The 24,501-nt window shown below is 64.1% G+C and carries 23 protein-coding genes; 9 read left to right on the forward strand and 14 right to left on the reverse strand.

The features are described from left to right. Positions 1-49: 49 nt before the first annotated feature. Complete coding sequence (locus LK540_RS20475; protein ID WP_229439167.1) at positions 50-790, reverse strand: PEP-CTERM sorting domain-containing protein; 741 nt, start codon at positions 788-790, stop codon at positions 50-52. 371 nt (positions 791-1,161) lie between these two features. Between LK540_RS20475 and LK540_RS20480 the strand changes: the two genes are divergently transcribed. The 3 genes from LK540_RS20480 (at position 1,162) to LK540_RS20490 (ending at position 4,896) form a co-directional block, all read left to right on the forward strand. Beyond that, positions 1,162-1,920 carry a gamma-glutamyl-gamma-aminobutyrate hydrolase family protein gene (locus LK540_RS20480; protein ID WP_229439168.1) on the forward strand — a complete coding sequence of 253 codons (759 nt, stop codon included), beginning with the start codon at positions 1,162-1,164 and terminating at the stop codon, positions 1,918-1,920. 116 nt (positions 1,921-2,036) lie between these two features. Beyond that, positions 2,037-3,407, forward strand: coding sequence for a glutamine synthetase family protein (locus tag LK540_RS20485; RefSeq protein WP_229439169.1), 1,371 nt, complete (start codon positions 2,037-2,039; stop codon positions 3,405-3,407). Positions 3,408-3,447: 40 nt separating this feature from the next. After that, a complete protein-coding gene (locus LK540_RS20490; RefSeq protein WP_229439170.1) occupies positions 3,448-4,896 on the forward strand; it encodes an aspartate aminotransferase family protein in 1,449 nt (482 codons plus the stop codon). Positions 4,897-5,099: 203 nt separating this feature from the next. On the opposite strand, the gene LK540_RS20495 is transcribed toward LK540_RS20490, so the two are convergent. After that, positions 5,100-6,560 carry a sodium:solute symporter family protein gene (locus tag LK540_RS20495; RefSeq protein WP_229439171.1) on the reverse strand — a complete coding sequence of 487 codons (1,461 nt, stop codon included), beginning with the start codon at positions 6,558-6,560 and terminating at the stop codon, positions 5,100-5,102. Positions 6,561-6,725: 165 nt separating this feature from the next. Here LK540_RS20495 and LK540_RS25410 point away from each other — a divergent pair, with 165 nt between their 5' ends. The 5 genes from LK540_RS25410 (at position 6,726) to LK540_RS20515 (ending at position 11,589) form a co-directional block, all read left to right on the forward strand. After that, a complete protein-coding gene (locus LK540_RS25410) occupies positions 6,726-6,908 on the forward strand; it encodes a MerR family DNA-binding transcriptional regulator (protein WP_374041377.1) in 183 nt (60 codons plus the stop codon). After that, positions 6,880-8,229 (forward strand): transposase, encoded by a 1,350-nt coding sequence (locus tag LK540_RS20500; RefSeq protein ID WP_229439172.1) that lies wholly within the window; start codon positions 6,880-6,882, stop codon positions 8,227-8,229. The genes LK540_RS25410 and LK540_RS20500 overlap by 29 nt, the downstream gene beginning before the upstream one ends. A 16-nt stretch (positions 8,230-8,245) precedes the next feature. Then, complete coding sequence (locus LK540_RS20505; protein WP_229439173.1) at positions 8,246-9,730, forward strand: aldehyde dehydrogenase; 1,485 nt, start codon at positions 8,246-8,248, stop codon at positions 9,728-9,730. Positions 9,731-9,794: 64 nt separating this feature from the next. Then, entirely contained in the window at positions 9,795-11,132 is a 1,338-nt protein-coding gene (locus LK540_RS20510) for a glutamine synthetase family protein (RefSeq protein WP_229439174.1), read from the forward strand. Between the two features lie 118 nt (positions 11,133-11,250). Beyond that, a complete protein-coding gene (locus tag LK540_RS20515) occupies positions 11,251-11,589 on the forward strand; it encodes a hypothetical protein (RefSeq protein ID WP_229439175.1) in 339 nt (112 codons plus the stop codon). Between the two features lie 43 nt (positions 11,590-11,632). Here the strand turns inward: LK540_RS20515 and proX are convergent, their stop codons facing one another. From proX to hda, 12 genes are all read right to left on the reverse strand, one after another. Further along, positions 11,633-12,682, reverse strand: coding sequence for a glycine betaine/L-proline ABC transporter substrate-binding protein ProX (proX, locus tag LK540_RS20520; RefSeq protein ID WP_229439176.1), 1,050 nt, complete (start codon positions 12,680-12,682; stop codon positions 11,633-11,635). Between the two features lie 14 nt (positions 12,683-12,696). Continuing rightward, positions 12,697-13,848 (reverse strand): glycine betaine/L-proline ABC transporter permease ProW, encoded by a 1,152-nt coding sequence (gene proW / locus LK540_RS20525; RefSeq protein ID WP_229439177.1) that lies wholly within the window; start codon positions 13,846-13,848, stop codon positions 12,697-12,699. Further along, positions 13,845-15,080 carry a glycine betaine/L-proline ABC transporter ATP-binding protein ProV gene (gene proV, locus LK540_RS20530; RefSeq protein ID WP_229439178.1) on the reverse strand — a complete coding sequence of 412 codons (1,236 nt, stop codon included), beginning with the start codon at positions 15,078-15,080 and terminating at the stop codon, positions 13,845-13,847. The genes proW and proV overlap by 4 nt, the downstream gene beginning before the upstream one ends. A 557-nt stretch (positions 15,081-15,637) precedes the next feature. Then, positions 15,638-16,708 (reverse strand): formylglycine-generating enzyme family protein, encoded by a 1,071-nt coding sequence (locus tag LK540_RS20535; protein WP_229439179.1) that lies wholly within the window; start codon positions 16,706-16,708, stop codon positions 15,638-15,640. Between the two features lie 122 nt (positions 16,709-16,830). Next, positions 16,831-18,027, reverse strand: coding sequence for an AraC family transcriptional regulator (locus LK540_RS20540; protein WP_229439180.1), 1,197 nt, complete (start codon positions 18,025-18,027; stop codon positions 16,831-16,833). A 64-nt stretch (positions 18,028-18,091) separates the two neighbouring features. Next, entirely contained in the window at positions 18,092-18,607 is a 516-nt protein-coding gene (gene thpR, locus LK540_RS20545; RefSeq protein WP_229439181.1) for an RNA 2',3'-cyclic phosphodiesterase, read from the reverse strand. Positions 18,608-18,618: 11 nt separating this feature from the next. Beyond that, positions 18,619-19,476: a 3-methyl-2-oxobutanoate hydroxymethyltransferase gene (panB, locus tag LK540_RS20550; RefSeq protein ID WP_374041378.1), complete on the reverse strand. Its 858-nt coding sequence runs from the start codon at positions 19,474-19,476 to the stop codon at positions 18,619-18,621. 87 nt (positions 19,477-19,563) lie between these two features. After that, on the reverse strand, positions 19,564-19,911 hold the full coding sequence (locus LK540_RS20555; protein WP_136220979.1) for a DMT family protein: 348 nt from the start codon (positions 19,909-19,911) through the stop codon (positions 19,564-19,566). Positions 19,912-19,914: 3 nt separating this feature from the next. Beyond that, positions 19,915-20,388 (reverse strand): 2-amino-4-hydroxy-6-hydroxymethyldihydropteridine diphosphokinase, encoded by a 474-nt coding sequence (gene folK / locus LK540_RS20560; protein WP_229439182.1) that lies wholly within the window; start codon positions 20,386-20,388, stop codon positions 19,915-19,917. Further along, positions 20,385-21,764 (reverse strand): polynucleotide adenylyltransferase PcnB, encoded by a 1,380-nt coding sequence (gene pcnB / locus LK540_RS20565; RefSeq protein ID WP_229439183.1) that lies wholly within the window; start codon positions 21,762-21,764, stop codon positions 20,385-20,387. Before pcnB ends, folK begins: the two co-directional genes overlap by 4 nt. Then, positions 21,757-22,431 carry an HAD family phosphatase gene (locus LK540_RS20570; protein WP_229439184.1) on the reverse strand — a complete coding sequence of 225 codons (675 nt, stop codon included), beginning with the start codon at positions 22,429-22,431 and terminating at the stop codon, positions 21,757-21,759. The genes pcnB and LK540_RS20570 overlap by 8 nt, the downstream gene beginning before the upstream one ends. Beyond that, positions 22,428-23,114, reverse strand: coding sequence for a DnaA regulatory inactivator Hda (gene hda / locus LK540_RS20575; RefSeq protein ID WP_229439185.1), 687 nt, complete (start codon positions 23,112-23,114; stop codon positions 22,428-22,430). The genes LK540_RS20570 and hda overlap by 4 nt, the downstream gene beginning before the upstream one ends. Positions 23,115-23,441: 327 nt before the next feature. Between hda and purM the strand changes: the two genes are divergently transcribed. Beyond that, complete coding sequence (gene purM, locus LK540_RS20580) at positions 23,442-24,485, forward strand: phosphoribosylformylglycinamidine cyclo-ligase (RefSeq protein ID WP_229439186.1); 1,044 nt, start codon at positions 23,442-23,444, stop codon at positions 24,483-24,485. The last annotated feature ends 16 nt before the right edge of the window (positions 24,486-24,501 follow it).

Here is a 24,501-nt window from a genome sequence, read left to right on the forward strand (position 1 = left end):
GCGCCGCAAGGGCGCTCTTTCTTTTTGCATCCGGCAGGCGCCGGAGGGATTACTTGCGGCGGCGTGCAGCTGCCAGGCCCATCAGGCCCAGGCCCAGGGTCAGCAGCGTGGCCGGCTCAGGCACTTCCGACGGCAGGGTCGGGTTGGTCGGGTTGCCCGGCAGCTCGACCGGCGGGACCGGCAGGGTGACGACTGGCGGCTCGGTCGGCACGTCGACCGGCGGGTTCGGTTCGGTCGGCTGGGTCGGTTCCGTCGGGTTGGTCGGCTCGGTCGGGTTCGTCGGCTGAGTCGGCTCGGTCGGGGTGGTCGGGGTGGTCGGATTCGTCGGGTTCGTCGGCTGGGTTGGCTCGACCGGCACGGTCGGCTTGGTCGGCACGCGCTTGATGTCCAGCAGGATCTTCTTCAGCCACACGTCCTGGTCCAGGCAGAAGATGTAGTAGGCCGGGGTGCAGCCCAGCGAGATCGACAGGTCCAGCTTGTTATCGCCCAGCAGCGATGGCAGCACGTTGAAGCTGTAGGTCGTGTAGTCGCTGCCGACGTTGTAGATGGTGCCGGCCAGGACACCGTCGAGCTTGACCGAGATGGTTTCCTTGGTGGTCCAGGTGTTGTTGGTGACGTCGGCAAAGGTCAGGAACAGCTTGGCGGATTCGATCTCGGTGCCCGGCTTGCTGTCGATCTTCAGGGTGGTGTTGTAAGGATCGTTCGTGGTCAGGTAGGCCGGCAGGTAGGTCGCCTGGGCAGTGGAAGCAAAGCCAAGGGCGAGGGCGGCGGTAGCGATGATCTTTTTCATGGTCTGGGTTCTCGTCAGGTTGAATTCGGTTGGAAACACTATGCTTTCATAGAAAGCAATTAGTGTGCCTGAAAGGAAATATTCATTTCTTTCAAGAACTTATGTGAGAAAGATCAAATCGGACGAGCTCAGCTGTAAGATTTTTCGACAACCCGGCCGTACAAACCTGGCCGGACGGGCGCTGCCGGATCGTGTTGGCACCGATCTTCGGTTAACGTTAAGCTTTTGCTATGGAAATTGTGTTTTACTAGCAGATCGGCGCTGCCTGCGCGCGCAAAGCGCACGGTGTTTGATCTGGATTAACGGCCACTCGCGCCCGGACCAGATTGCTCGTATGATGGTCTTCGTGCGCTCACGACAAGGTAGACACCATGCGCCCCATCGTTATCGTTCCAGCATGCACGCGTGACTTCGGCGAACACCCGTATCACGCTGCCCAGCACAAGTATTGCGACGCCGTCGTCCTGGGAGCCGATTGCGCTCCCATGATCCTGCCCTCGCTCGGGCCGGCACTCGACCTGGAAACCATGCTGCAACTGTGCGACGGAATCATGCTCACCGGTTCGGCCTCCAATGTGCACCCCAGCTATTACTCCGAGGATGTGCTCGACCCCTCGCTGCCACAAGACCCGGCGCGCGACGAAACCACGCTGCCGCTGATCCGGGCGGCTGTGGGGCGGGGCATTCCGATCATCGCGATCTGCCGCGGTTTCCAGGAGATGAACGTGGCCCTTGGCGGCAGCCTGCACCAGGCGGTGCAAACCGTGCCCGGCAAGTTCGACCACCGCGAAAACGCCGAACTCGGCATGGACGAACAGTACGGCGATGCCCATAAAGTCAGCATCGTGCCGGGCGGCTTCCTGCACGGCGTGCTCGGCGCCGACGAAATTCCCGTCAATTCCCTGCACGGGCAGGGCGTCAATGAACTGGCGCCCGGCCTGGTGGTCGAAGCCACCGCCGAGGACGGACTGGTCGAAGCATTCTCGGTCGGCGCCGCGCCCGGCTTCACGCTGGCGGTGCAGTGGCACCCGGAATGGCGCATCACCCACAATCCGTATTCCATGAAGATGTTCGGCGCCTTCGGCCAGGCTTGCCGCGACTACCGCGCCAGGAAACAGGGACGCCTATGACCGCCTGGGAAAAGTGGGCGGCGCGCGCCGTTCCCTAGCTTGCCTCGTTCTCTCCAGCACCTACGTGCCGGCGTGCCTTTGCGCGCCTGCGAATCGAAGCGAACAATGAGGCAAACATGGCAATCCGCGAGAATTTTAGCTACACCGACATGGACGACTGGCTCAATGCCAAGCGCGTCACTGAAATCGAATGCCTGGTCCCCGACCTGACCGGCGTTGCCCGTGGCAAGATCCTGCCGCGCGTGAAGTTCACCGAAGAGCGCGGCATGCGCCTGCCGGAAGCCGTGCTCGGCATGACCGTCACCGGCAATTCGCCGACCCACGACGCCGCCTATGACAAGGCGATTTCGTCCACCGACCGCGACATGATCCTGAAGGCCGATCCCACCACCATCACCATGGTGCCGTGGGCGGTCGACCCCACCGCCCAGGTGATCCACGACTGTTATTTTGCCAGCGGCGAGCTGGTCGACTTCGCACCGCGCTCGGTGCTGCGCCGCGTGCTGAAACTCTACGAGAAAAAGGGCTGGAAGCCGCTGGTCGCGCCGGAACTCGAGTTCTATCTCACCGCCAAGAACATCGACCCCGACTTGCCATTGACGGCCCCGATCGGCCGCAGCGGACGCTCGGAAACCAGCCGCCAGGTCTACAGCATCGACGCCGTCAACGAGTTCGATCCGCTGTTCGAAGACATCTACGATTACTGCGACATGATGAACCTCGACGTCGACACCCTGATCCACGAGATCGGCGCCGGCCAGATGGAAATCAATTTCCAGCACGGCGATCCGCTGGGCCTGGCCGACAAAGTGTTCTACTTCAAGCGCACCCTGCGCGAAGCGGCGCTGAAGCACGACATGTACGCCACCTTCATGGCCAAGCCGATGGCGGGTGAGCCGGGCTCGGCCATGCACGTGCACCAGAGCGTGGTCGACGTGAACACCGGCCGCAACATCTTCAGCAATGAAGACGGTTCCGAATCGAAGCTGTTCCACCAATACATTGGCGGCCTGCAGCGCTACATGCCGTCGGCGATGGCGGTGGTGGCTCCCTATGTAAATTCCTACCGCCGCATCGTGCGCCATACGGCCGCGCCGATCAATCTGCAATGGGGCATCGACAACCGCACCGTCGGTTTCCGCGTGCCGGTGTCGGGCGCGCAAGACCGCCGCGTGGAAAACCGCATCATCGGCGCCGATGCCAACCCCTATCTTGCGCTGGCCGTGACCTTGGCTTGCGGCTACCTCGGCATGGTGGACGGCACCGAGCCGTCGCCGATCGTCGAGGGCAGCGCCTACAACATGCCGGTCGAGCTGCCGCAAGGCTTGCCGGAAGCCCTGAACCTGCTGCGCGGCGAAGCGGCGCTGCGCGAGGTGCTGGGCGAACGTTTCATCGACGTGTATTCGGCGATCAAGGAACTCGAGCACCAGGAGTTCATGACCGTCATCAGCCCATGGGAGCGCGAACACCTGCTGCTGCACGTCTAAAAACCAAAACAGGGATTTTCAACAACAACGAGGTGCCATCATGGCAACCGACGAAACGGCGGTGCTTGCCGCCAGCTTGAGCTCTGCACGCGTAGCGGACGTGGAAACCTTCGACACGCGCGCCATCCAGCAACGCGACGCGGCGCATTTCCTGCACCCGTTCACCGACCACGCGGCGCTGCGAAGTCGCGGCGCACGCGTGATCGTGCGCGGGCAGGGCGTGTACCTGTGGGATTCCGAAGGCAAGCAACTGATCGACGGCATGTCGGGCCTCTGGTGCGTGAACGTAGGCTATGGCCGCACCTCGATTTCCCAGGCCGTGTACCGGCAGATGGAAACCCTGCCTTTCTATAACAGCTTCTTCAACACCACCAACGTGCCGGCCGTCGAGCTGGCCACCGAGCTGGTGGCGCTGGCGCCGCCGCAGTTCAGCCACGTGTTCTTTACCGGCTCGGGCTCGGAAGCGAACGATACCGTGGTGCGCATGGTGCGCCGCTACTGGGACGTGATGGGCCAGCCCGCCCGCACTGTCATCATCAGCCGCCACAATGCCTACCACGGCAGCACCATGGCCGGGGCCTCGCTGGGCGGCATGGCCGGCATGCATGCGCAGGGCGGACTGCCGATTGCCGACATCGTGCACATCGGCCAGCCCAACTATGCCGAGAGCGGCCGCGGCATGAGCGAGCACGCCTTCGGGCTGCGCGCCGCCGGCTGGCTGGAAGAGCAGATCCTGGCCAGCGGGCCGGAACGGGTGGCCGCCTTCATCGGCGAGCCGGTGCAGGGCGCGGGCGGCGTCATCATTCCGCCGGAAACCTACTGGCCGGAAGTGCAGCGCATCTGCGACAAGTATGGCATTTTGCTGATCGCCGACGAGGTGATCTGCGGCTTCGGGCGCCTGGGCACGATGTTCGGCTCGGAACTGATGGGCATGCGGCCGGACCTGATCAGCTTTGCCAAGGGCGTGACCTCGGGCTACGTGCCGCTGGGTGGCGTGCTGGTGGGTAAGCGGGTGGCACAGGCGCTAATCGAGCGGGGTGGCGACTTCAACCATGGCTTCACCTATTCCGGCCACCCGGTGGCCTGCGCGGCGGCGCTGGAAAACCTGCGCATCCTGCGCGAGGAAAAACTGGTGGAAAAGGTGGCGCTGGAAACCGGGCCGCACCTGAAGGCGGCGTTTTCCGAGCTGGCCACGCATCCGCTGGTCGGGCATGCCGAGAGTTGCGGCATGGTGGCGGGGCTGAACCTGGTGCGGCGCAAGGGCAGCGGGCCACACGATTGCGAGCATTTTGCACGCGAGCTGGGAGTGGGGATGCTGTGCCGCGGGCACATGTTCGACAACGGGGTGATCATGCGCGCGGTCGGCGACCGGATGATCGTGGCGCCGCCGCTGGTGATGACAAAGGCCGAGATCGACGAGATGGCGGAGCGGATCTGGGATTGCCTGGATTTGACGCTGGCGGATGTGTACAACCGGGGCTGGATCTAGCCTGGGAGCTTATCGTACGGTGGGCACGCCGTGCCCACGCGGTTACGTGCGTGTCCGTAGTCAGCTGCGGCGCGATATCGCCCGCAAAGCGTGCCTTGGATACAGGCCGTGCTCGGCGTTTCGAGCGACATTCGGCGGCCAACGAAAAAGGATACGTGCGTAACCGCGTGGGCACGGAGTGCCCACCCTACGTACTGCCTACCTCATGCGCCAGCCGCGATGGTCTTCGCCGGCTCCGTTCGGTTCTTCAGCACCTGCGGCGCCAGCGAACCCACGAACATGCCGACGAACGCCGCCAGCAGGCCGGCAAGCTGCCCCGGGAAATGCTCGCCCAGCGTCGAGATCTGCGGGAAGAAGGCTATCCACACCACCAGCCCGGCCGCGATCGAGAAGATCGCGCCCTGGGTCGTCGCCCGCTTCCAGTACAGGCCCATCACCAGCGGCACAAAGGCCGCCACCAGCGTCACCTGGTAGGCCGACGACACCAGCTCATAGATCGAGGTGCCTTCCATCGCAATCGCATACACCAGCACCAGCGCCGCGAAGATCACGATGGTCACGCGCATCGCGAACAATTGCTGGCGGTCGCTCATGCCCGGGCGGATATTCTTCAGGATGTTCTCGGTAAAGCTGGTCGACGGCGCCAGCAGCGTGGCCGACGAGGTGCTCTTGATCGCCGACAGCAGGGCGCCGAAGAACAGGATCTGCATGATCAGCGGCATTTTCGTCATGACGAAGGTCGGCAGCAATTGCTGGTAATCGTTGCGCGCGATTTCCATGGCGTTACTGCCCATCACCACCACCGCTGCGGCAACGATGAACATCGGCACGAAACCGAACAGGATGTAGCTGGCGCCGCCGATCACGGCGCCGGCGCGCGCGGTCGGCGCGTCCTTGGCCGACATGACGCGCTGGAACACGTCCTGCTGCGGGATGCTGCCGAACATCATGGTAATCGCCGCGCCGATGAAGAAGATGATGTCGTTGAAGGTCGGTTCCGGCAGCAGGCGCCACAGGTTGGCTTGCTGGGCCATGTCCAGCACCTTGTCGGCGCCGCCGGCCAGGTCCGCGGCGAAGAAGGCGATGATCGACATGCCGATCACCAGCACGATCATCTGGATGAAGTCGGTCAGCGCCACGGCCAGGAAGCCGCCCACCACCACGTAGATCAGCACGGCCAGGGTGCCGATCACCATGCCGACGGCAGGCGCCATCGCGCCATTGGTCAGCACCGAGAACACCAGGCCGAGCGCCGTGATCTGGGCCGCGACCCAGCCGAGGTAGCTCAGGATGATGGCAACCGAGCAAAAGATCTCGATGCCCTTGCCGTAGCGCTGGCGGTAGTAGTCGCCGATGGTCAGCAAATTCAGTTTATACAGCTTGGTCGCGAAGAACAGGCCGACCAGGATCAGGCAGGTGCCGGCGCCGAAGGGGTCTTCGATGATGGCGTTCAGGCCGCCCTGCACGAACCTGGCCGGCACGCCCATCACGGTTTCGGCGCCGAACCAGGTGGCAAACGTCGTCGTAATGACCATGATCAAAGGCAGGCTGCGGCCGGCAACAGCGAAGTCGCTGGTATTCTTGATACGCGAGCCTGCCCACACGCCCAGCGCCAAGGTGCCCAGCAGGTAGATGACGACACAGGTAATCAGGGTGAAGTTCATAGGGGAAGATCCCTTGGCAAGGGCAAGAAATTATCAGGCGGAAAATCGGCGATTATAGCGGCAGAAAGTGCCAGGGAGATCACCCTGGCCTGGATTTTCGTGGATATCGAGTATGGTCGAATTAAATAGTTGTGTACGTGTCCAATTGTGATTATGAAAAGCACAATGGCCCTAGGTCAGGTAGCCAGGTTGCTCGGCATTACAGTCAAGTCGCTGCAGCGCTGGGAGAGCGAGGGACTGCTCGCTCCAGTAGCGCGCACAGCCAGTAACTGGCATGGTTACACGGAAAGCCAGTTGCACACGGTATTGGAGAACGACCATGCTGCTGGCACATCGAATCAGGCTTGATCCGTCACTTGACCAGCGCGACTATTTCACGCGCGCGGCCGGCACTGCCCGCCGGGTGTGGAACTGGGCACTGGCCGAATGGCAACGCCAGGTGGCGCTTGGCCAGCGCCCGAACGCGATGGCCCTCAAAAAGCGTTTCAACCGCATTAAATATACCGACCCGGACTGGCTCGACGAACATGGCCAGCCCTGGCTGCGCGCCATCCACCGCGACGCCCATGCACAGCCCTTTGCCAATCTGGCCAGGGCGTGGACCCGCTACGTCGAACAGCGCCGCGCCGGCCAGCCTGCCCACCCGCCGCGTTTCAAGAAAAAAGGCCGGTGCCGGGACAGCTTCTACCTGGCCAACGATAAATTCAGGATGGAAGGCCTGGCCGTCGTTTTGCCCAGGATCGGTCGTGTACTGCTGCGTGAGCCGCTGCGCTGGCCGGGGAAAATCATGGGCGCCAGCGTGTCGCGCCAGGCCGATCAGTGGTATCTGTCGGTTCAGGTCGAGGTGCCCGAGCAACTGGCGATGCGGTCGCGAACGGGCGATACGGTGGTTGGTGTCGATCTGGGCTTGCGTGCTGCGGTGACACTGTCTAGCGGAGAAAAGATCGCCGCGCCTCGTCCGTTAAAAACCGCGCTGCGGCGCCTTCGCATCCGCAGCCGGCGCCAGTCGCGTAAGCTGGAGGCGGCCAAAAAGGCGTCCGGCGTCACCGGACCGATCCCAAAAGGATTCCGTCTGCCGGTATCGAAAAACCGTACGAAGGGCGCGCTGGCGCTGGCGCGCCTGCATGCACGCATCGCGCGCGTCCGTGCCGATTTCACGCACAAGCTGACGACTCGTCTCTGCCGCGAAAATCAAGCGGTTGCGATCGAGGACCTGAACGTCCGCGGCATGCTCGCCAACCACAAACTGGCCCGGGCCATCGCCGACGTCGGCTTCCATGCAATCCGGCGCCAGCTGCAATACAAGTCGGCCCGTTACGGCACCAGGATCGTGCTGGCCGACCGTTGGTACCCGTCGAGCAAGCTATGCTCGGGGTGCGGGGTGCGCAATGGCGAACTGACCCTGGGTGAGCGGGTCTGGACCTGCGCCGCTTGCGGCATCCGCCACGACCGTGATGTCAACGCGGCCGTCAATTTGCAACGGCTCGCCACCGGCGCCCTTGCGGCGCATACGGCGCTACCCGAGGCGAGCCAAGCGGTAACGCCGGGCACTGCCGCTGGAACAGCTCCGGCGGTAGGCGGGGAAGTGACGCCTGCCAGGCACGAATGCGGTCAACATGACGGTTCGGGGCAGGAAGAATACGCTGCGCACGTTTGCGCACGTTTTTGATAGCAGGAATACTGGGATGACAACAACACCATGGCACGAACGTGCCGCTGCGCTGGAAATCGATGGCCGCGCCTTCATCGGCGGCGAACGGGTGCATGCCCGCTCGGGCACGCGTTTCGACTGCATCTCGCCGGTCGACGGCCGCAAGCTGGCCGAGGTGGCGCGCTGCGACCTGGCCGACGTTGACGCGGCCGTGTCCTGCGCCCGCGCCGCTTTCGACGACCGGCGCTGGGCCGGCAAGGCGCCCGCCGAACGCAAGCGCGTATTGGTCCGCTTCGCCGATTTGATGCTGGAGCAGCGCGACGAACTGGCCTTGCTGGAAACCCTGGACATGGGCAAACCGATCCGCTACAGCCGCAGCGTGGACGTGCAGCTGGCCCAGAACTGCATCCGCTGGTATGGCGAAGCGGTCGACAAGCTCTACGACCAGGTGGCGCCGACTCCCGAAGACAGCCTGGCCCTGGTCACGCGCGAGCCGGTCGGCGTGGTAGCCGCCATCATTCCCTGGAACTACCCGATGCTGATGGCGGCCTGGAAGATCGGCCCGGCCCTGGCCGCCGGCAACAGCCTGGTATTGAAGCCGTCGGAAAAGGCGCCGCTGACCGCCCTGCGCCTGGCCGAGCTGGCGCTCGAGGCCGGCGTGCCGCCGGGCGTGTTCAACGTGCTGCCGGGCTATGGCGAGGAAGCAGGAAAGGCGCTGGGCCTGCACATGGACGTCGACTGCATCGCGTTCACCGGATCGACCCGCACCGGCAAGCAGATCGTGCAGATGGCGGGGCAATCGAACCTGAAGCGCGCCTGGACCGAGCTCGGCGGCAAATCCGCCAACATCGTCTGCGCCGATTGCCCGGACCTCGATGCCGCCGTGGCCGCCGCGGTCGGTTCCATCTATTTCAACCAGGGCGAAAGCTGCAATGCGCCCTCGCGCCTGTTTGTCGAGGCGTCGATCAAGGATGCATTTTTGGAAAAGGCCCTGGCGCTGGTGCCGAACTTCACGCCGGGCGACCCGCTCGATGAAGACACGGTGATGGGCGCGATCGTCGATGCCGTCCAGATGAAGACCGTGCTCGGTTACATTGCCTCGGGCCAGGAAGAGGGCGCGCGGCTGCTGGCGGGCGGCGAGGCAGCGCGGGTCGAGTCGGGCGGCCTGTACATTGCGCCGACCCTGTTCGATGGCGTCGACCCCGGCATGCGCATCGCGCGCGAGGAAATCTTCGGGCCGGTGCTGTCGGTGCTGTCGTTCACCGACCTCGACGAGGCGGTGCGCCAGGCGAATGCCACGCCCTACGGCCTGGCTGCGGCGGTGTGGACGTCGAACATGAGCAAGGCGATCCGCACGTCGCGTGCCCTGCGCGCCGGCACGGTCCACGTGAACCAGTACGACAACGACGACATCACCGTGCCCTTCGGCGGCTACAAGCAGTCCGGCAACGGGCGCGACAAGTCGCTGCACGCCTTTGACAAGTACACCGAGCTGAAGACGACCTGGATCGGGCTTTGAGCGCGCGCGGCGGCATGGAAGGCGGTGCTATATTGGCCGCCTTGCCGGTGGCACGGGAGTAGCGATGAGCGAAGCGATGCACGCGTTCTTGCAGGAACACGGGATACTCGACGTGGAATGCGTGATCGCGGACATGACGGGCATTGCGCGTGGCAAGATCCTGCCCAAGGATCTGTTCCTGAAAGACGAGCACATGCGCCTGCCGAAAAGCGTGCTCCTGAATACCGTGAACGGCGAGCAGCCGAACAATCTGCCGTATGTCGGCGCGGCCGACCCCGACATGGTCTGCGTGCCAGACGAAGCCACTTTGCGCGTCGTGCCCTGGGCCTCGGAACCGGTGGCGCTCGTCATCCATGATTGCCAGAACTTCGATGGCACGCCGGTCGAGCTGGCCCCGCGTGCCGTGCTGCGGCGCGTGCTGTCTCAATATGCCGAACGCGGCTGGAAGCCGGTAGTCGCCCCCGAGATGGAGTTTTACCTGGTGGCGCGGAATACCGATCCGCACGTGCCGCTGATGCCGCCGATGGGCCGCAGCGGCATGGCGGAACTCGGCCGCCAGTCCTATTCGATCGACGCCGTCAACGACTTTGATCCCTTCTTCCTGGAACTGTCGAGCTTCTGCAAGACCCATGCGCTCGGCGTGGAAACCCTGATCCACGAAGCCGGGGCCGGTCAGATGGAAATCAATTTCACCCATGGCGATGCGCTGGAACTGGCCGACCGGGTGTTCCTGTTCAAGCGCGCCGTGCGCGAGACGGCGCTACGGCACGGCATCTTTGCCACCTTCATGGCGAAACCCATGGAAACCGAGCCGGGCAGCGCCATGCACGTGCACCAGAGCGTGGTCGAGATGGCGAGCGGCCGGAATATTTTCAGCAATGACGATGGTGGCCCGAGCGATGTGTTCTTCCATTTCATCGGCGGCCTGGAGAAATACGTGCCGCCGGCACTGCTGCTGTTTGCGCCGCACGTGAATTCCTACCGCCGCCTGTCGCGCTTCCAGTCGGCGCCGACGAATGTGCACTGGGGCTACGACAACCGCACCTGCGGCATCCGCGTGCCGAATTCCGCGCCCGAGAACCGCCGCGTGGAGAACCGCGTGCCGGGCGTCGACGTCAATCCCTACCTGGCGATGGCGGCCACGCTCAGCTGCGGTTACCTGGGCATGGTCGAGGGATTGATGCCGTCCGAGCCGACGCCGGACAGCGCCGAGCAGGTGCACGACGATTTGCCGCGCAACCTGGAAGACGCGATTTTGCGCCTGCGCGGTTGCGGGGCGCTCTCAAGCATGCTGGGGGAGCGCTTCGTGCAGGCATTCTGCGAAGTCAAGGAACTCGAGTTCGCCACCTTCAGCCGCGTGATCAGTTCCTGGGAGCGCGAGCACCTGATGTTGCTGGTTTGATCTTGTCCTCACACCACATGCCGCTCATGCGCTTCATGCGGTCGATTGACGCGGCTGCTCTGCCGCGGCTAGTGTCGATACAATGAATCCTGCACGTTGGTAACTAATCAGGAATCATATGATCTACGTATTCAATGCGGCATTGGTGTGCGTCTGGCTTGCCATCTCAAGCGCCATTTACGCCGGGCTGTGGCATGCCTGGTTGCGGAAAACGACGCTGCCATGGCGCACCGTGCTGAACCTGCTTGCGTCGGCGTTGTTGAGTCCTGGCGTTGTGACCGGACACGGCGTTGCGCCTGTTCCCGGCGGCCTTGCCTTCCTGGCGACGGCAACAGCCCATGGCAATTCGCTACGCATATTCAACTTCAGCATGTGCTTGCTGACCTTCGTCCTCTTCCTCGTGCTGGACCGGCGGCTCCAGCGCAGGAAAGCCCGGCCCGGGGAAGCATGGCGCTAGCCCGGGCCGAAGGCCGTGCGTTTCGTGTCCTGACAGCCCGGGATCAGGGCTTGGCCGCCGCCAGCGCCTGGGCGATCCAGCTGTCGAACAATTGCTGGTGGAACTTGATCCAGCCTGCTGTGTGGCGCGCGATATCGTCCTGCGAGTTTTCGCCGGTGCGCATGCGCTCGTTCTGCGCATTGATGTCGGCAATCGGCAAGCGCATGACCTGGAACAGCTTGACGGCGGCCGGGTTCTTCTCGGCCCAGGCACGGTTCACGACGATACGCGTGGTGTTCACCGAAAAGCCGTAGTCGCTGCCATCGTCCAGGCGGGTATTTTCCTTGCGCGGATTGGCCGAGAACGGCACCTGCAGCCACACCACATCCTTGCCCGGCACCAGCACGCCGCTCACCCAGTAGGGCGTCCAGGTGTAGTACAGGATGGGTTCGCCACGCTGGTAACGGCCGATCGTGTCGGCGATCAGCGCGGCATAGCTGCCCTGCACGTGCTTGACGGTCGCGCGCAGTTTGTAGGCGTCCATGTGGTGCTCGATCATGGCTTCGCAGCCCCAGCCCGGATCGCAGCCGGTCAGGTCCGCCTTGCCGTCGCCGTCATGGTCGAACAGCTTGGCCAGGCCCGGGTCGCGCAGCTGCTCGATGTTCGTGATGTTGTATTTCTCGGCCGTTGCCTTGTCGATCAGGTAGCCCTGCGCGGCCGGGCCAGCGTAGGCGCCGGTGCGCAGCAGCTTGGCATCGCCGCCGGCGTTATCGTAGTAATCCTGGTGCAGCGGGTCCCAGTGGACCGCGAGGAAAGTCGCATCGCCATTACCCACGGCGACGTGGGCGGTAGGATAGGCGACTTCCTTGATCGGCTGGGTCTCGTAGCCCAGCTTTTCCAGGGCGCGGTTCACCAGCATGGTCTGGAAGGTTTCCTCGGCAACCGAGCCTTGCAGCGCCTGTACCTGGATGCCCTTGCCGGGCAGCTCGGCAGCCGGCGTTTGCGCCATGGCCAGGCTCGTGGTGAGGGTGAGGGCGGCAAGCGCCATGGCCGAGAACCACTGGAAGCGGCGCTTCGTCTTGACTGTGTCTTTGAAGTTTGCGAGTTGATGCATCGAAATCCTTTCTTTTATTGGGTGCGCATCGAGCGAACGGGTGCGGCCGCGGCGGCATCGCCGCGTGCCTGGCTGCCCCGCACCAGGCGCAGGATGACGCCGGCCGGTCCGGTCTGGTACCAGTGGCGCACGCCGCGGCGCGCCTGGCCCATGGATTGCGTCAGGCGATCCAGCATGATGGCCAGCAGCACGATGCCGAGGCCGCCCACGGTGGCCATGCCCATGTCCAGGCGGCCAATACCGCGCAGCACCATCTGGCCCAGCCCGCCGACCGCGATCATCGAGGCGATCACCACCATCGACAGCGACAGCATCAGCGACTGGTTGATACCGGCCATGATCGACGGCATCGCCAGCGGGAATTGCACGCGGGTGAGCAGCTGCCACGGCGAGGCGCCATAGGCGCGCGCCGCTTCGATCAGGTCGGGACGGACCTGGCGGATGCCGAGATTGGTCAGGCGCACCAGCGGCGGCAGGGCGAAGATGATGGTGACGATCACGCCAGGCGCATTGCCGATACCGAACAGCATGACCACCGGCACCAGATACACGAAAGCCGGCGTGGTCTGCATGGCGTCGAGCAGCGGGCGCAGGATGGCTTGCGCGCGGTCGCTGCTGGCCAGGAAGATCCCCAGCGGCAAGCCGAGCGCCAGGCAGAAAGCGAGCGAAGTCAGCACCAGCGACAGGGTGACCATCGCTTCCGGCCAGACGCCCAGCACCGACACCAGCAGCAGGGACACCACGGTGCCGGCGGCCAGCGCGCGGCTGGTGAACTGCCAGGCCAGCAGGCCGATGATGGCGATCACCACCAGCGAAGGCGCGGCCAGCAGCAGATGGCTGAACGCATTCAGCGTGGCGTCGATCGGCGCGCGCACGGCCTGGAAGAAGGGGCGGAAATGGGCGACCACCCAGCCCAGGCCTTCGTTGATCCAGGATTGCAGCGGCAGCGAGCCATCGAGGATGTGCGTGACGTCGATGCCGGCTGCGTGTTCGGGCGTGGCCGAGGGCGGCACCGCGTCGAGCCAGGAGGTGTCGGACGGCGGCGCCGGCAGCCATGGGTTGACCTGGGCGGCCTGCTCGGCGACCGGTGCGCTGACCGGGGCGATGGCCGGTGCTGCGACCCCTTCTACTGCCGCTTGCGCAGCGCTGACAGTACTCGAATTCATGCTTGTCCTTTCTGTGTCTGGATTTCAGGAACGGCCGGCGTATCGCGGTCGAGGAACTTCAGCAAGGTCGTCTTGCTGATGGCGCCGCGGAAGCTGCCATCGTTGGCCACCACCGGCACCGCGTACGGCTGCTGCGCCACCTGGCCGAACAAGCCGGCGACGGGTTCGTCCGAGTTGATGGTCTGCACGTCCGGCAAGAAGGCATGCGCCAGGCCCAGCGGGCCGGTATGGCCGTCGAGCGCGCTGCGCAGGGAATCGGCCGATACCACGCCGAGGAATTCGCGCTTCGGGCTCACGACATAGGCATAGGCCCGGTCCTGTTCTTCCAGCATCGACAGCGCCGCGCGCGAACCGCGGGTGGGCGACTCCGACACCACGATCTGGCTCTTGCGGGCGATGTCGCCGGCCTTGAAGACGGCCGCCGCATCGACGCCGCGCACGAAGTTGCGCACGTAGTCGTTGGCAGGCTGGCGCAGGATTTCCTCCGGCGTGCCGACCTGCACCACGTGCCCGTCCTTCATGATGGCGATGCGGTCGCCGATGCGCATGGCTTCGTCGAGATCGTGCGAAATGAAGACGATGGTGCGGCGCTTGATCTGCTGCAGGCGCAGCAGCTCGGACTGCATGTCCGTGCGCATGATCGGGTCGAGCGCGGAAAACGCTTCGTCCATCAGCAGGATCGACGGGTCGGACGCCAGCGCACGGGCCAAGCCCACGCGCTGCTGCATGCCGCCCGAGAGTTCATCGGGATAGCTGGCGGCATAGCCCGCGAGGCCGACCTGTTCCAGCGCCTGCAGCGCCTGCGCATGGCGCTCGGCCTTCGGAATGCCGGCCAGCTCCATGCCGAACGCGGTGTTGTCGAGCACGGTGATATGCGGCAGCAGCGCGAACGACTGGAACACCATGCTGATGTCCTTGCGGCGCAGGGCGCGCAGTTGCGCGTCGGGCAGGGTATTGATGTCGTCGCCGTCGACCAGGATGCGGCCGGCGGTCGGCTCGACCAGGCGGTTGAGCATGCGCACCATCGTCGACTTGCCGGAACCGGACAGGCCCATGATGACGAAGATTTCGCCGGCCTCGATGGTGAAGGTGGCGTCGAACACGCCGATGGTGCAGCCGGTACTGGCGAGGATGTCCTGCTTGCCGGCACCCTGGCGGACCAGTTCCAGCGCCGCTTGGGGCTCGTCGCCGTAGACCTTGAAGACATGGTCGATGATGATTTGTTTTGCCACGTTGTGGTTCTCCTTCGATTTGGCGAATGGGCGCTTGGGCAAAACCCTGCAGCCATACCCGCCAAAGGAATGAATGGACCCGAGCCGTCGTCGATGCAAGGCGCACGAGCGCACGAGCGCGCAGGCGACGGAAAGGGGCGAGACACGCATTGCCGGAGCAAATGCCGTTCAAGGGTGTCGTACGCGTGTCAAAAGAGGCTGGGGTTCAGGACTTTTAAGCACGCAAGGCGCTGCGCAAAGTGCGACGCCGGGAGTGTTGACGAGAAAACTGCGTCAAACGATTACAGGTGTGGGCGCAAGGCCCTGGAGTGATTTCCCACGGGTGGGAAATACGGTGCAGCAGAAAGTCGTATTGACGACAATTGTTGTTAATTGTTGCCAATTGTAGTGCAAAATGACAAGAAAGTCAATTGGCATGGCGAAACGGATGTGCTAGTAATGTGCTCTGGCGCACCAACTGCGGAAACTACGTAGGCCCTGAATCAGCGTGGCTTAACTTTATATTGGCAGGAAATCGCGTGCGAAGCCCTGCCAAATCCCCGTATTTCCGAACTCAACTATTGCGGCTTGACCGCCGACGCGGAACGTCGTGCGCGTTCAGCCGTTTGTGCGGCTGCCAAGCCTGTTTCGAATGCGGTCGGGGCCACCGTTTTCTCCGCCGTTTTCTTCGCCATGTTCCTTTTACCCGCGCGTTGATCGACGTCGCCCGCTATCGTTTCGGCGATGCGGAAGCCTTCACCGACGCTGCTGCGATTGTCCTTGCCTGCATGTCCGCGATACGTCGGGCTGACGCCGACCGCCGCATTGTTGTAGCTGCCGCCGCGGTGGATCACCATGGCCGATCCGTGCCATGCCGGGCAGGCATTCGTCCAGGCCGATCCATCGCCTGGCGCACCTTCGTAATTCAGATGCTGGCAGTCCTCGACGAATTCCCCCACGTTGCCCAGCATGTCGTGCAGGCCGAACGCGTTCGGTGCGTACATGCCCACCACCGTGGTCAATTCCGCACCGTCGTCACAATGGATTTCCTCCCGGGTCTTGCCGGTCAGGCGCGCGATCGCCGCCTTGCCGCTGCGATCGAACACATTGCCGTACTTGCACAAGGCGGCAGGATCGTCGCCGAACGGATAACGGCCCTTGCCGCCGGCGCGCGCGGCATATTCCCATTCCGCCTCGCTGGGCAAGCGGTAGTGTTTTCCGGTTTGCTTCGACAGCCATGCAAGGTAAGCCTGGGCGTCGTTCCAGCTCACGCACAGGACGGGGTGATAATCGGTAGGCGCGTTGACAGGTGCATCCCAACCGGTCTTGCCCACTTCCATGCCCCAATCGTTGGCGGCGAGTTTCCAGCAGTCGCCAGTGGCCTGGTAGCCGGTCGCCTCGACAAACTGGCGAAACTGCCCGACCGTGGTTTCGTACCTGGACAGCCGGAAGGATGTGATCCTGACCGGATGCATCGGCTCGGAAATGGGAAAGTCAGGGTCCTTGGGATTGGCAAGGCTTCCCATCATGAATTCGCCTCCCTTGATCGTCACCATGGACGGTGCGATGACCTTGTCCTGGGCAGCGGCGGACGGCGCCTCCAGGCCAGCCAGGATGAGCAACGATAAAATGACGTAGTTTTTTTTCATAGAAGTGGCGTGAGAAAAGAAAACCTGCCGCGACCGGCGCGAGCGCGTCGCGGCAGAGTACACAGCCGTTCCATGGAAAACGGCCAGCCGCCAGTCTGGTCCGTCAAGGCAGGAAAAACGCCCTAGCCGATCGGCGCGGACGTCCTGGCATGCTGGCTGCGCCAGCTGGACGGCGCTAAGCCACTGATTTTCTTGAAAGATGCATTGAACGTGGATTTGCTGCTGAAGCCCGCTGCAAATGCCAGTTCAAGCAATGTACGCGTGTCGTTGGCGCGGTCGCGCATCATTTCCTGGATGGCGGCGACACGCAAGCCGTTGATGTAATCGAAAAAACTCAAGCCCAGTACGTCGTTGAGATACTGGGACACCAGCTGGGGCGATGTGCCGATGCATTCGGCCAGGTCGGTCAGCCGGATATCGGGATTGAGGTAACCGCGCGCATCCGCTACCCAGCGTTCCAGGCGCCGGCCGATTAACGCGCTTGCCGCGTTGGTCATGCCGGAGCGCGCATATTTATGGGATGCCAGCGCATCGGCAGCACCGGATGACGAGGGCTCGGCGGGCGATGCCGGCTCGACGGGCGGTGCAACCGGAACTTTGTCAGCGCCGGTGGCGTTTTCAGGGACGGATTTATCTGCTTCGCCTGCGCCGATCCGCGACGTGAAGACGGCAGTCTGGCGTAGCCCGAACCAGCCGACGAAGTACAGGGTAACCAGACGGCCCAGAATCAGCAGCAGTTGCCAGTACCCGCCAACCAGGTTGGCCGGGAACCACAGGATCAGCAATGTAATAAAACTCAGGCTGAGCCAGGAAAGCCAATGCAATTCACGGCGATCAATCGAGGAATAATGTACGCGCAAGCGCTGACGGTATTGCCTGAGCCGGTACAGCGCCGCAAGGGCATAAGCGCCGGCCAGCATCTGAAAACCCAGTAGCAGCATGTTGAACAAAGGCCGCGATCCATCCAGCAGCAAGCGCAGCAGGTCGATGCCGGATAACCGGGAGCGCCCATACGCCAGGGCGCATACCAGCAGGGCAAGGGGCAGGAAATGCCAACGCTGGCGGCGAGCATTACCGAGGCCAGTCAGGCTGCGCACATAGCAGTAGAAGAATGCGCCGACACCTGCAAGCGGCCAGTCGAACAGGCCGAACAGTTGCGGAAACCGCGCGTACACCGGAAAGGCCAGCGACAGCAGCGAGATCGACAGGATGAACAAGCCCAGCCAGCCATTCGCGGGCCGGCTGCGCGTCATGGCAAGCAACGGCAATGCCAGGAAGAGACCGAGCAATCCAGCCGATACGTCGATGCCGGCTAACATGGCGCCGCCCGGTCAACAGCTTCCGGTAACACCATCCGGGTAGCGCGGCGCTCCGTAGTAGGCTTCAAGAATAGGTTTCCAGCACCTGGTACACGCCGCCATTGTCCGGCTGCGATTCGACCAGCGCATAGCCATCGACTTTCCACACCAGCGGCGGCGCTTCGGGCGGCAGTGCGACGCCGCTGGCGCGCCGTGCAAACGTCACGTGCGGCCGGTACTTGCGCGCTTCCGGCTGCAGGCCGAGGGCAACGAGGGCGTTCGACAGCTGGGCGTGCAGTTCCAGCAGCTCGGGCGGTTCGCTGGAGGGTTCGAGCACGGCAATGCCGTTGTGCCAGAGCTTGGGCACACCCAGCGTCAATTCGAAAGGAGTAAAGGGAACGGCAAACCCGCGCCGCAGATCCGGCACGCGTTCTCCCGGCACGCTGCCGAGGAAGTGCAGCGTGACGTGGAGTTTATCCGGGTGAACCGGACTGGCGCCGCGCGGCCAGTCCCAGAGGTCGCGCCGCTCGCGCAGCGCATGCCGGACCGCAGGGTCCGGCCACAGGGCGAGGAACAGGCGAGTATGCGAGCCGCTGTCCATCGCTCTTCCTGTCAGAAGCAGTGTTCCGGCGCCGGGAAGCTGCCGTCCTGCACCGCCGCCACATAGGCTTGCACGGCGCCGTCGATGCTGGTCTGGCCGTCCATGAAGTTTTTCACGAAACGCGCCTTGTGGCCTGGGAAGACGCCCAGCATGTCGTGCATGACGAGCACCTGGCCCGAGGTGTCGGGGCCGGCGCCGATGCCGATGGTCGGCACCTGCAGCGATTCCGTGACTTCCTTGCCCAGCGCCGACGGCACCGCTTCCAGCAGCACGATGGCCGCGCCGGCCGCCTGCAGGGCCAGCGCATCGTTCTTCAGGCGCTCGGCGCCTTCACTGGTCTTGCCCTGCACCTTGAAGCCGCCCAGCTGGTGCACGAACTGCGGGGTCAGGCCGATGTGGGCGCAGACCGGGATGCCGCGTTCGGCCAGGAAAGCAACCGTCTCGGCGAGCCAGGCGCCGCCCTCGATCTTCACCATCTGGGCGCCGGCGCGCATCAGGGCGGCGGCGCTCTCGAAGGCGATTTCCTTGGTGGCGTAGCTGGCAAATGGCAGGTCGGAGACGATCAGGGCATTCTTGTTGCCGCGTACGACAGACGCCGTGTGGTAGACCATGTCGGCCAGGGTCACCGGCAGCGTCGACGAGTGGCCGGCGCAGACCATGCCCAGCGAATCGCCGATCAGCAGGATATCGACGCCGCAGCGGTCCATCAACGAGGCGAAGCTGGCGTCGTAGCAGGTCAGCATGGCGATCTTGGTGCCCGCCGCGCGCATGGCGTGCAGGGCGGGAATCGTGACGGGTTTGCGCGCCGGCCTGGATGGTGGTGGGGTGTCGCCGCCAGTCATTTCCTTGCCTTGCAAATAAGCGCTCATGGTCATCCTTTGAAATACGAAATAATCAACGGCGTAGTGTAATGCCGTCTACAAAATCCTGCCGGAGCCGCCGGTTTCCCCAGCGCTTCAGCTACGGAAAATGAAATACACCGCGCCCACCAGGCACAGCGCCGCCCATACGTAGTCGAGCTTGAACGGCTGGTTCATGTAGAACATCGCGAACGGCACGAACACGGTCAGCGTGATCGCTTCCTGCATGATCTTCAACTGGGCCAGGCTGTATTGCGTGGCGCCGATGCGGTTGGCCGGCACCTGCAGCAGGTATTCGAACAGGGCGATGCCCCAGCTGATCAATGCGGCGATGTACCAGGCGCGGTTGTTCAGGCTCTTCAGGTGCCCGTACCAGGCAAAGGTCATGAAGATGTTCGACAAGACCAGGAGGCCCGCGGTCTGGAAGAAAACGGGAATCTGCATGCGCTAGTCCAGTCTGGCGATGGCCTGGCCGGCCACGCCAGGCAGGAAATCGGCGGCGCGGCCGCGGCCGGGAATGGCGATGTCGGGAGCGATTTCCAGCAGCGGCGCCAGCACGAAGGCGCGCTCATGCATGCGCGGATGCGGCACGGTGAGGGTGGGGGTATCGACCACGGCATCGCCAACCAGCAGCAAATCCAGGTCCAGCGTGCGCGGCGCGTTGCGGTAGGGGCGCTCGCGGCCGTGTGCCTGTTCGATGTCCATCAGCGCCGCCAGCAGGGCGTGCGCATCGAGACCGGTATCGACGGCGGCCACCGCATTGATGTAGTCGTCGCCCGAGGAATCGATCGGCGCGGTGCGCCAGCAGCCGGAGGCGGCATGCAAACGGCAGCCCGGATACGCATCCAGGCGCGCCAGGGCGTCGCGCACGTTGGCGCGCGCATCGCCCAGGTTGGCGCCGATGCCGACGTAGGCGATCATTCCTCGGCGCCGCCCGAGCCGGCTGCAGCGGCGGCGGTGCCTTCGGCGTTGCGGTGGCGCGGGCCACGGCGCGGTGCGCGCTTTTTCTTTTCGCCGGCGGCCGGGCGCGCATTCGCCTGGGTCAGCAGGCGTTCGCGCTCGCCAGATTCGGCTTCGTAGAAGGCGGTCCACCATTCGCCGATCTCGGCATCGAGTTCGCCCGAGGCGCAGCGCAGCAGCAGGAAGTCGTAGCCGGCGCGGAAGCGCGGGTTCTCCAGCAGTTTATAAGGCGCCTTGCCCTGGCGGCGCTCGAAGCGCGGCTGCATGGCCCAGATGTCGCGCATGTCGGTGGCGATGCGGCGCTGCAGGGCCAGGTTCTCGGTCTGGGTTTCCAGCACGTCGTCGGCGGCCAGGTGCAGGGCGGGAATCGGCGACTCGCCAGCGGCGCGGTAGGCGGTCCACTTTTCCAGCACCTGGTGCCACAGCAGCGAAGCGAACAGGAAGCCCGGCGAGACGCCTTTGCCGGCTTTCACGCGGCCATCGGTCGACTCCAGCGCCAGGGTCACGAACTTCATGCCGATCGGCTGCTCCAGCACCACGTCGAGCAGGGGCAGGAGGCCGTGGTGCAGGCCGGCCGAACGCAGCTCCTTCAGGCAGGCCAGCGCGTGGCCCGAGAGCAGGAGTTTCAGCATTTCGTCGAACACGCGCGCGGCCGGCACGTTGTCGATCAGCGGCGCCATCACCGGGATCGGCGCGCGCGTGGTCGGCTCGATCGTGAAGCCGAGTTTCGCGGCAAACCGCACCACGCGCAGCATGCGCACCGGGTCTTCGCGGTAGCGCGCTTCGGGCACGCCGATGATGCGCAGGGTCTTGTCGCGGATGTCCTCGATGCCGCCGTGGTAGTCCAGCACGGTCTGCGTGGCCGGATCGTAGTACATCGCGTTGATGGTGAAGTCGCGGCGCGCGGCATCCTCGTGCTGGGGACCGAAGTTATTGTCGCGCAGGACGCGGCCGTGCTCGTCCTTCGGCGCGTTGGCGCTGCCGGCGCCGCGGAAGGTGGTCACTTCCAGCAGCTCCTGGCCGAACATCACGTGCACGATCTGGAAGCGGCGGCCGATGATGAAGGCGCGGCGGAACAGTTTTTTCACTTGCTCGGGCGTGGCGTCGGTGGCGATGTCGAAGTCTTTCGGCTTCACGCCCAGCAGCAGGTCGCGCACGGCGCCGCCGACCACGAAGGCCTTGAAGCCGGCTTCCTGCAGGGTTTGCGTCAGGCGGATCGCGTTTGGCGACAGCAGTTTGAGGTCGATGCCGTGCTGCTCGACGCCGAGGGTCACCGGTTCGGTAGGGTTGCGCCCGTCTTTCACGCCAAGGATTTTACGGATGAATTTTTTAATCATTGAAAAGATGAAGTAGTGGCCAGCCGTTGGCGTGTGCGTGTTGGGCGAGCGCCGCGTTGGGGTTGGTCGCAACCGGGTCCGACACTACGGATAATAGTGGAATATCGTTGTGCGAGTCGCTGTAGAACCAGCTGCGCTCGAAGGAGGCGAACTGACGGCCCAGGCCTTCCAGCCAGGCGTGCATGTGCGTGACCTTGCCCGGCCCCGAGGTCGGGGTGCCGGCCAGCTTGCCGGTCAGGCGGCCAGCGGCGTCCAGCGCGGGCATGGCGGCGATGTGGTGCTCCACGCCGAAGGCCCTGGCGATCGGCGCCGTGATGTAGTGGTTGGTGGCGGTGATGATGGCCACCAGGTCACCGGCGTCGAGGTGGCGCTGCACCAGGGCGCGCGCCTGCGGGCGGATCGCCGGAACGATCACTTCCTCCATGTACCGGGCGTGCATGGCGTCGAGCTCGGTGCGCGGATAGCGCGCCAGGGTGCCGAGGGCGAATTCCAGGTACTCCACGGGGTCGAGCACGCCGGCCTGGTACTGGGCAAAAAAGTCGTCGTTGCGGCGCTTGTATTCGAGCGCGTCGACGGCCCCGATCCGTACCAGGAACTGGCCCCACTCGTAATCCGAGTCGATCGGCAGCAGGGTGTGGTCGAGGTCAAACAGCGCAAGGTTTTTCATTCTTTGGATTCCGGCTGCGGGGTTCCCTGGAGCAGCAAGTCGCGCAGCAGCGGCAGCGTGACGGGGCGCTGGGTTTCGAGCGAATACTGGTCGAGGGCGTCCAGCATCGTCGCCAGGGAGCGCATGTCGCGCTTGAAATGGGACAGCAAATAGGGTAACACGCTGGCCGACAGCGTCAAACCGCGCGCCTCGGCAGCTTGCGTGAGGGCGGCGATCTTCTCGTCGTCGGACAAGCCGTGGATCAGGTAGATCAGGCCCCAGCCCATGCGCGTGCGCAGGTCTTCGCGCACCGGCAGCACGGCCGGTGGCACCGGGCCGGTGGAGACCATGTAGGCGCCGTGTTCGCGGATCTGGTTGAACAGGGCAAAGGCGTCGATCTGGGCTTGCGGCGAGAGCAGGTTGCAGTCGTCCAGCAGGTAGAGCGTGATCTCCGGCGTAAACACAAATTCTTCGCTCGGCGCGTCGGCGGCGATGTAGCGCGAGGCCGGCGTGGCCGCCAGGCCCTGCAGCAAATGGGTCTTGCCGGCGCCGGTGTCGCCCCACAGGTAGGCGAAATGCTCGCGCGACGCGCGCTGCGCGAACTGGTGCATCAGGTGCGTGAGTTCCGCATTCGCCCCGACCTGGAAGGTATCGAGGCTCTGCGCCGGCGCTTCGGCGCCGAGATCGAGCACCAGCTGTTTCATGGTGTCGGCCTCATGCGGGAATGATCGTGCATGATGGTGTGGGTTTCGTAGGGTGGGCCGGGCCACGAAAGGCACCTGTGCCCACGCTGTCTCACCGCATGCATGGTGGAACATCGAACGAAGTCCGTGCCGCCGCCCATACCCGACCGGAGCGCCGCCACAAGCTCGGCTGATTGTTCTCCAGTTGGCGAAAAGAATGGCATGTTTTTGTTGTTATCTCGGTTTAGCGGCGGTTTAGCGGTTGGGGCCAGCCCGTTTTGCTAGAATAGCGAATTGACCAGAAACAGGTCTACGCCTTCTATTTTACCGCCTCCGCTGCTAAATACCATGAGCCAACCATCTAATGTTTCTCTGTCTTACCGCGACGCGGGTGTCGATATCGACGCCGGCGATGCCCTGGTCGAAGCGATCAAACCCCTTGCCAAGCGCACCATGCGCGAAGGCGTGCTCGGCGGCATCGGCGGCTTCGGCGGTCTGTTCGAGATCAGCAAGAAGTTCAAGGAACCGGTCCTGGTCTCGGGTACCGACGGCGTCGGCACCAAGCTGAAGCTCGCCTTCGAGCTGAACCGCCACGACACGGTCGGCATCGATTTGGTGGCCATGAGCGTGAACGACATCCTGGTGCAGGGCGCCGAGCCGCTGTTCTTCCTCGACTATTTTGCATGCGGCAAGCTCGACGTGGCCACCGCCACCGCCGTGGTCTCGGGCATCGCCAAGGGTTGCGAAGAATCGGGCTGCGCCCTGCTGGGCGGCGAGACCGCGGAAATGCCGGGCATGTACCCGGACGGCGAATACGACCTGGCCGGCTTTGCCGTCGGCGCGGTGGAAAAATCGCAGATCATCGACGGCAGCAAGATCGTGCCGGGCGACGTGGTGCTGGGCCTGGCGTCGTCGGGCATCCACTCGAACGGCTACTCGCTGGTGCGCAAGATCATCCAGGTAGCCAAGCCGGACCTGGAAGCCGATTTCCACGGGCGCAAGCTGGCTGACGTGCTGATGGCGCCAACCCGACTCTACGTGAAGCCGCTGCTGGCACTGATGGCGGCGATGGAAGTGAAGGGCCTGGTGCACATCACCGGCGGCGGCCTGGTCGAGAACATCCCGCGCGTGCTGGCGGACAACCTGACCGCAGTGCTCGACGCCAAGTCATGGACCATGCCGCCGCTGTTCCAGTGGCTGCAGCAGCACGGCGGCGTGGCGGATGCCGAGATGCACCGCGTGTTCAACTGCGGCATCGGCATGACCGTGATCGTGGCCAAGGAAAATGCGGATGCGGCCATGGCCCAGCTGCAGGCGGCTGGCGAGACCGTGTACCGCATCGGCGAAATCCGTGCGCGCGAAGAAGGCCAGGCGCAGACCGTGGTGGTATAAGCTGGTCTGCAGCTCA

Source organism: Massilia sp. IC2-278 (assembly GCF_020708045.1).
Taxonomy (GTDB): domain Bacteria; phylum Pseudomonadota; class Gammaproteobacteria; order Burkholderiales; family Burkholderiaceae_D; genus Telluria.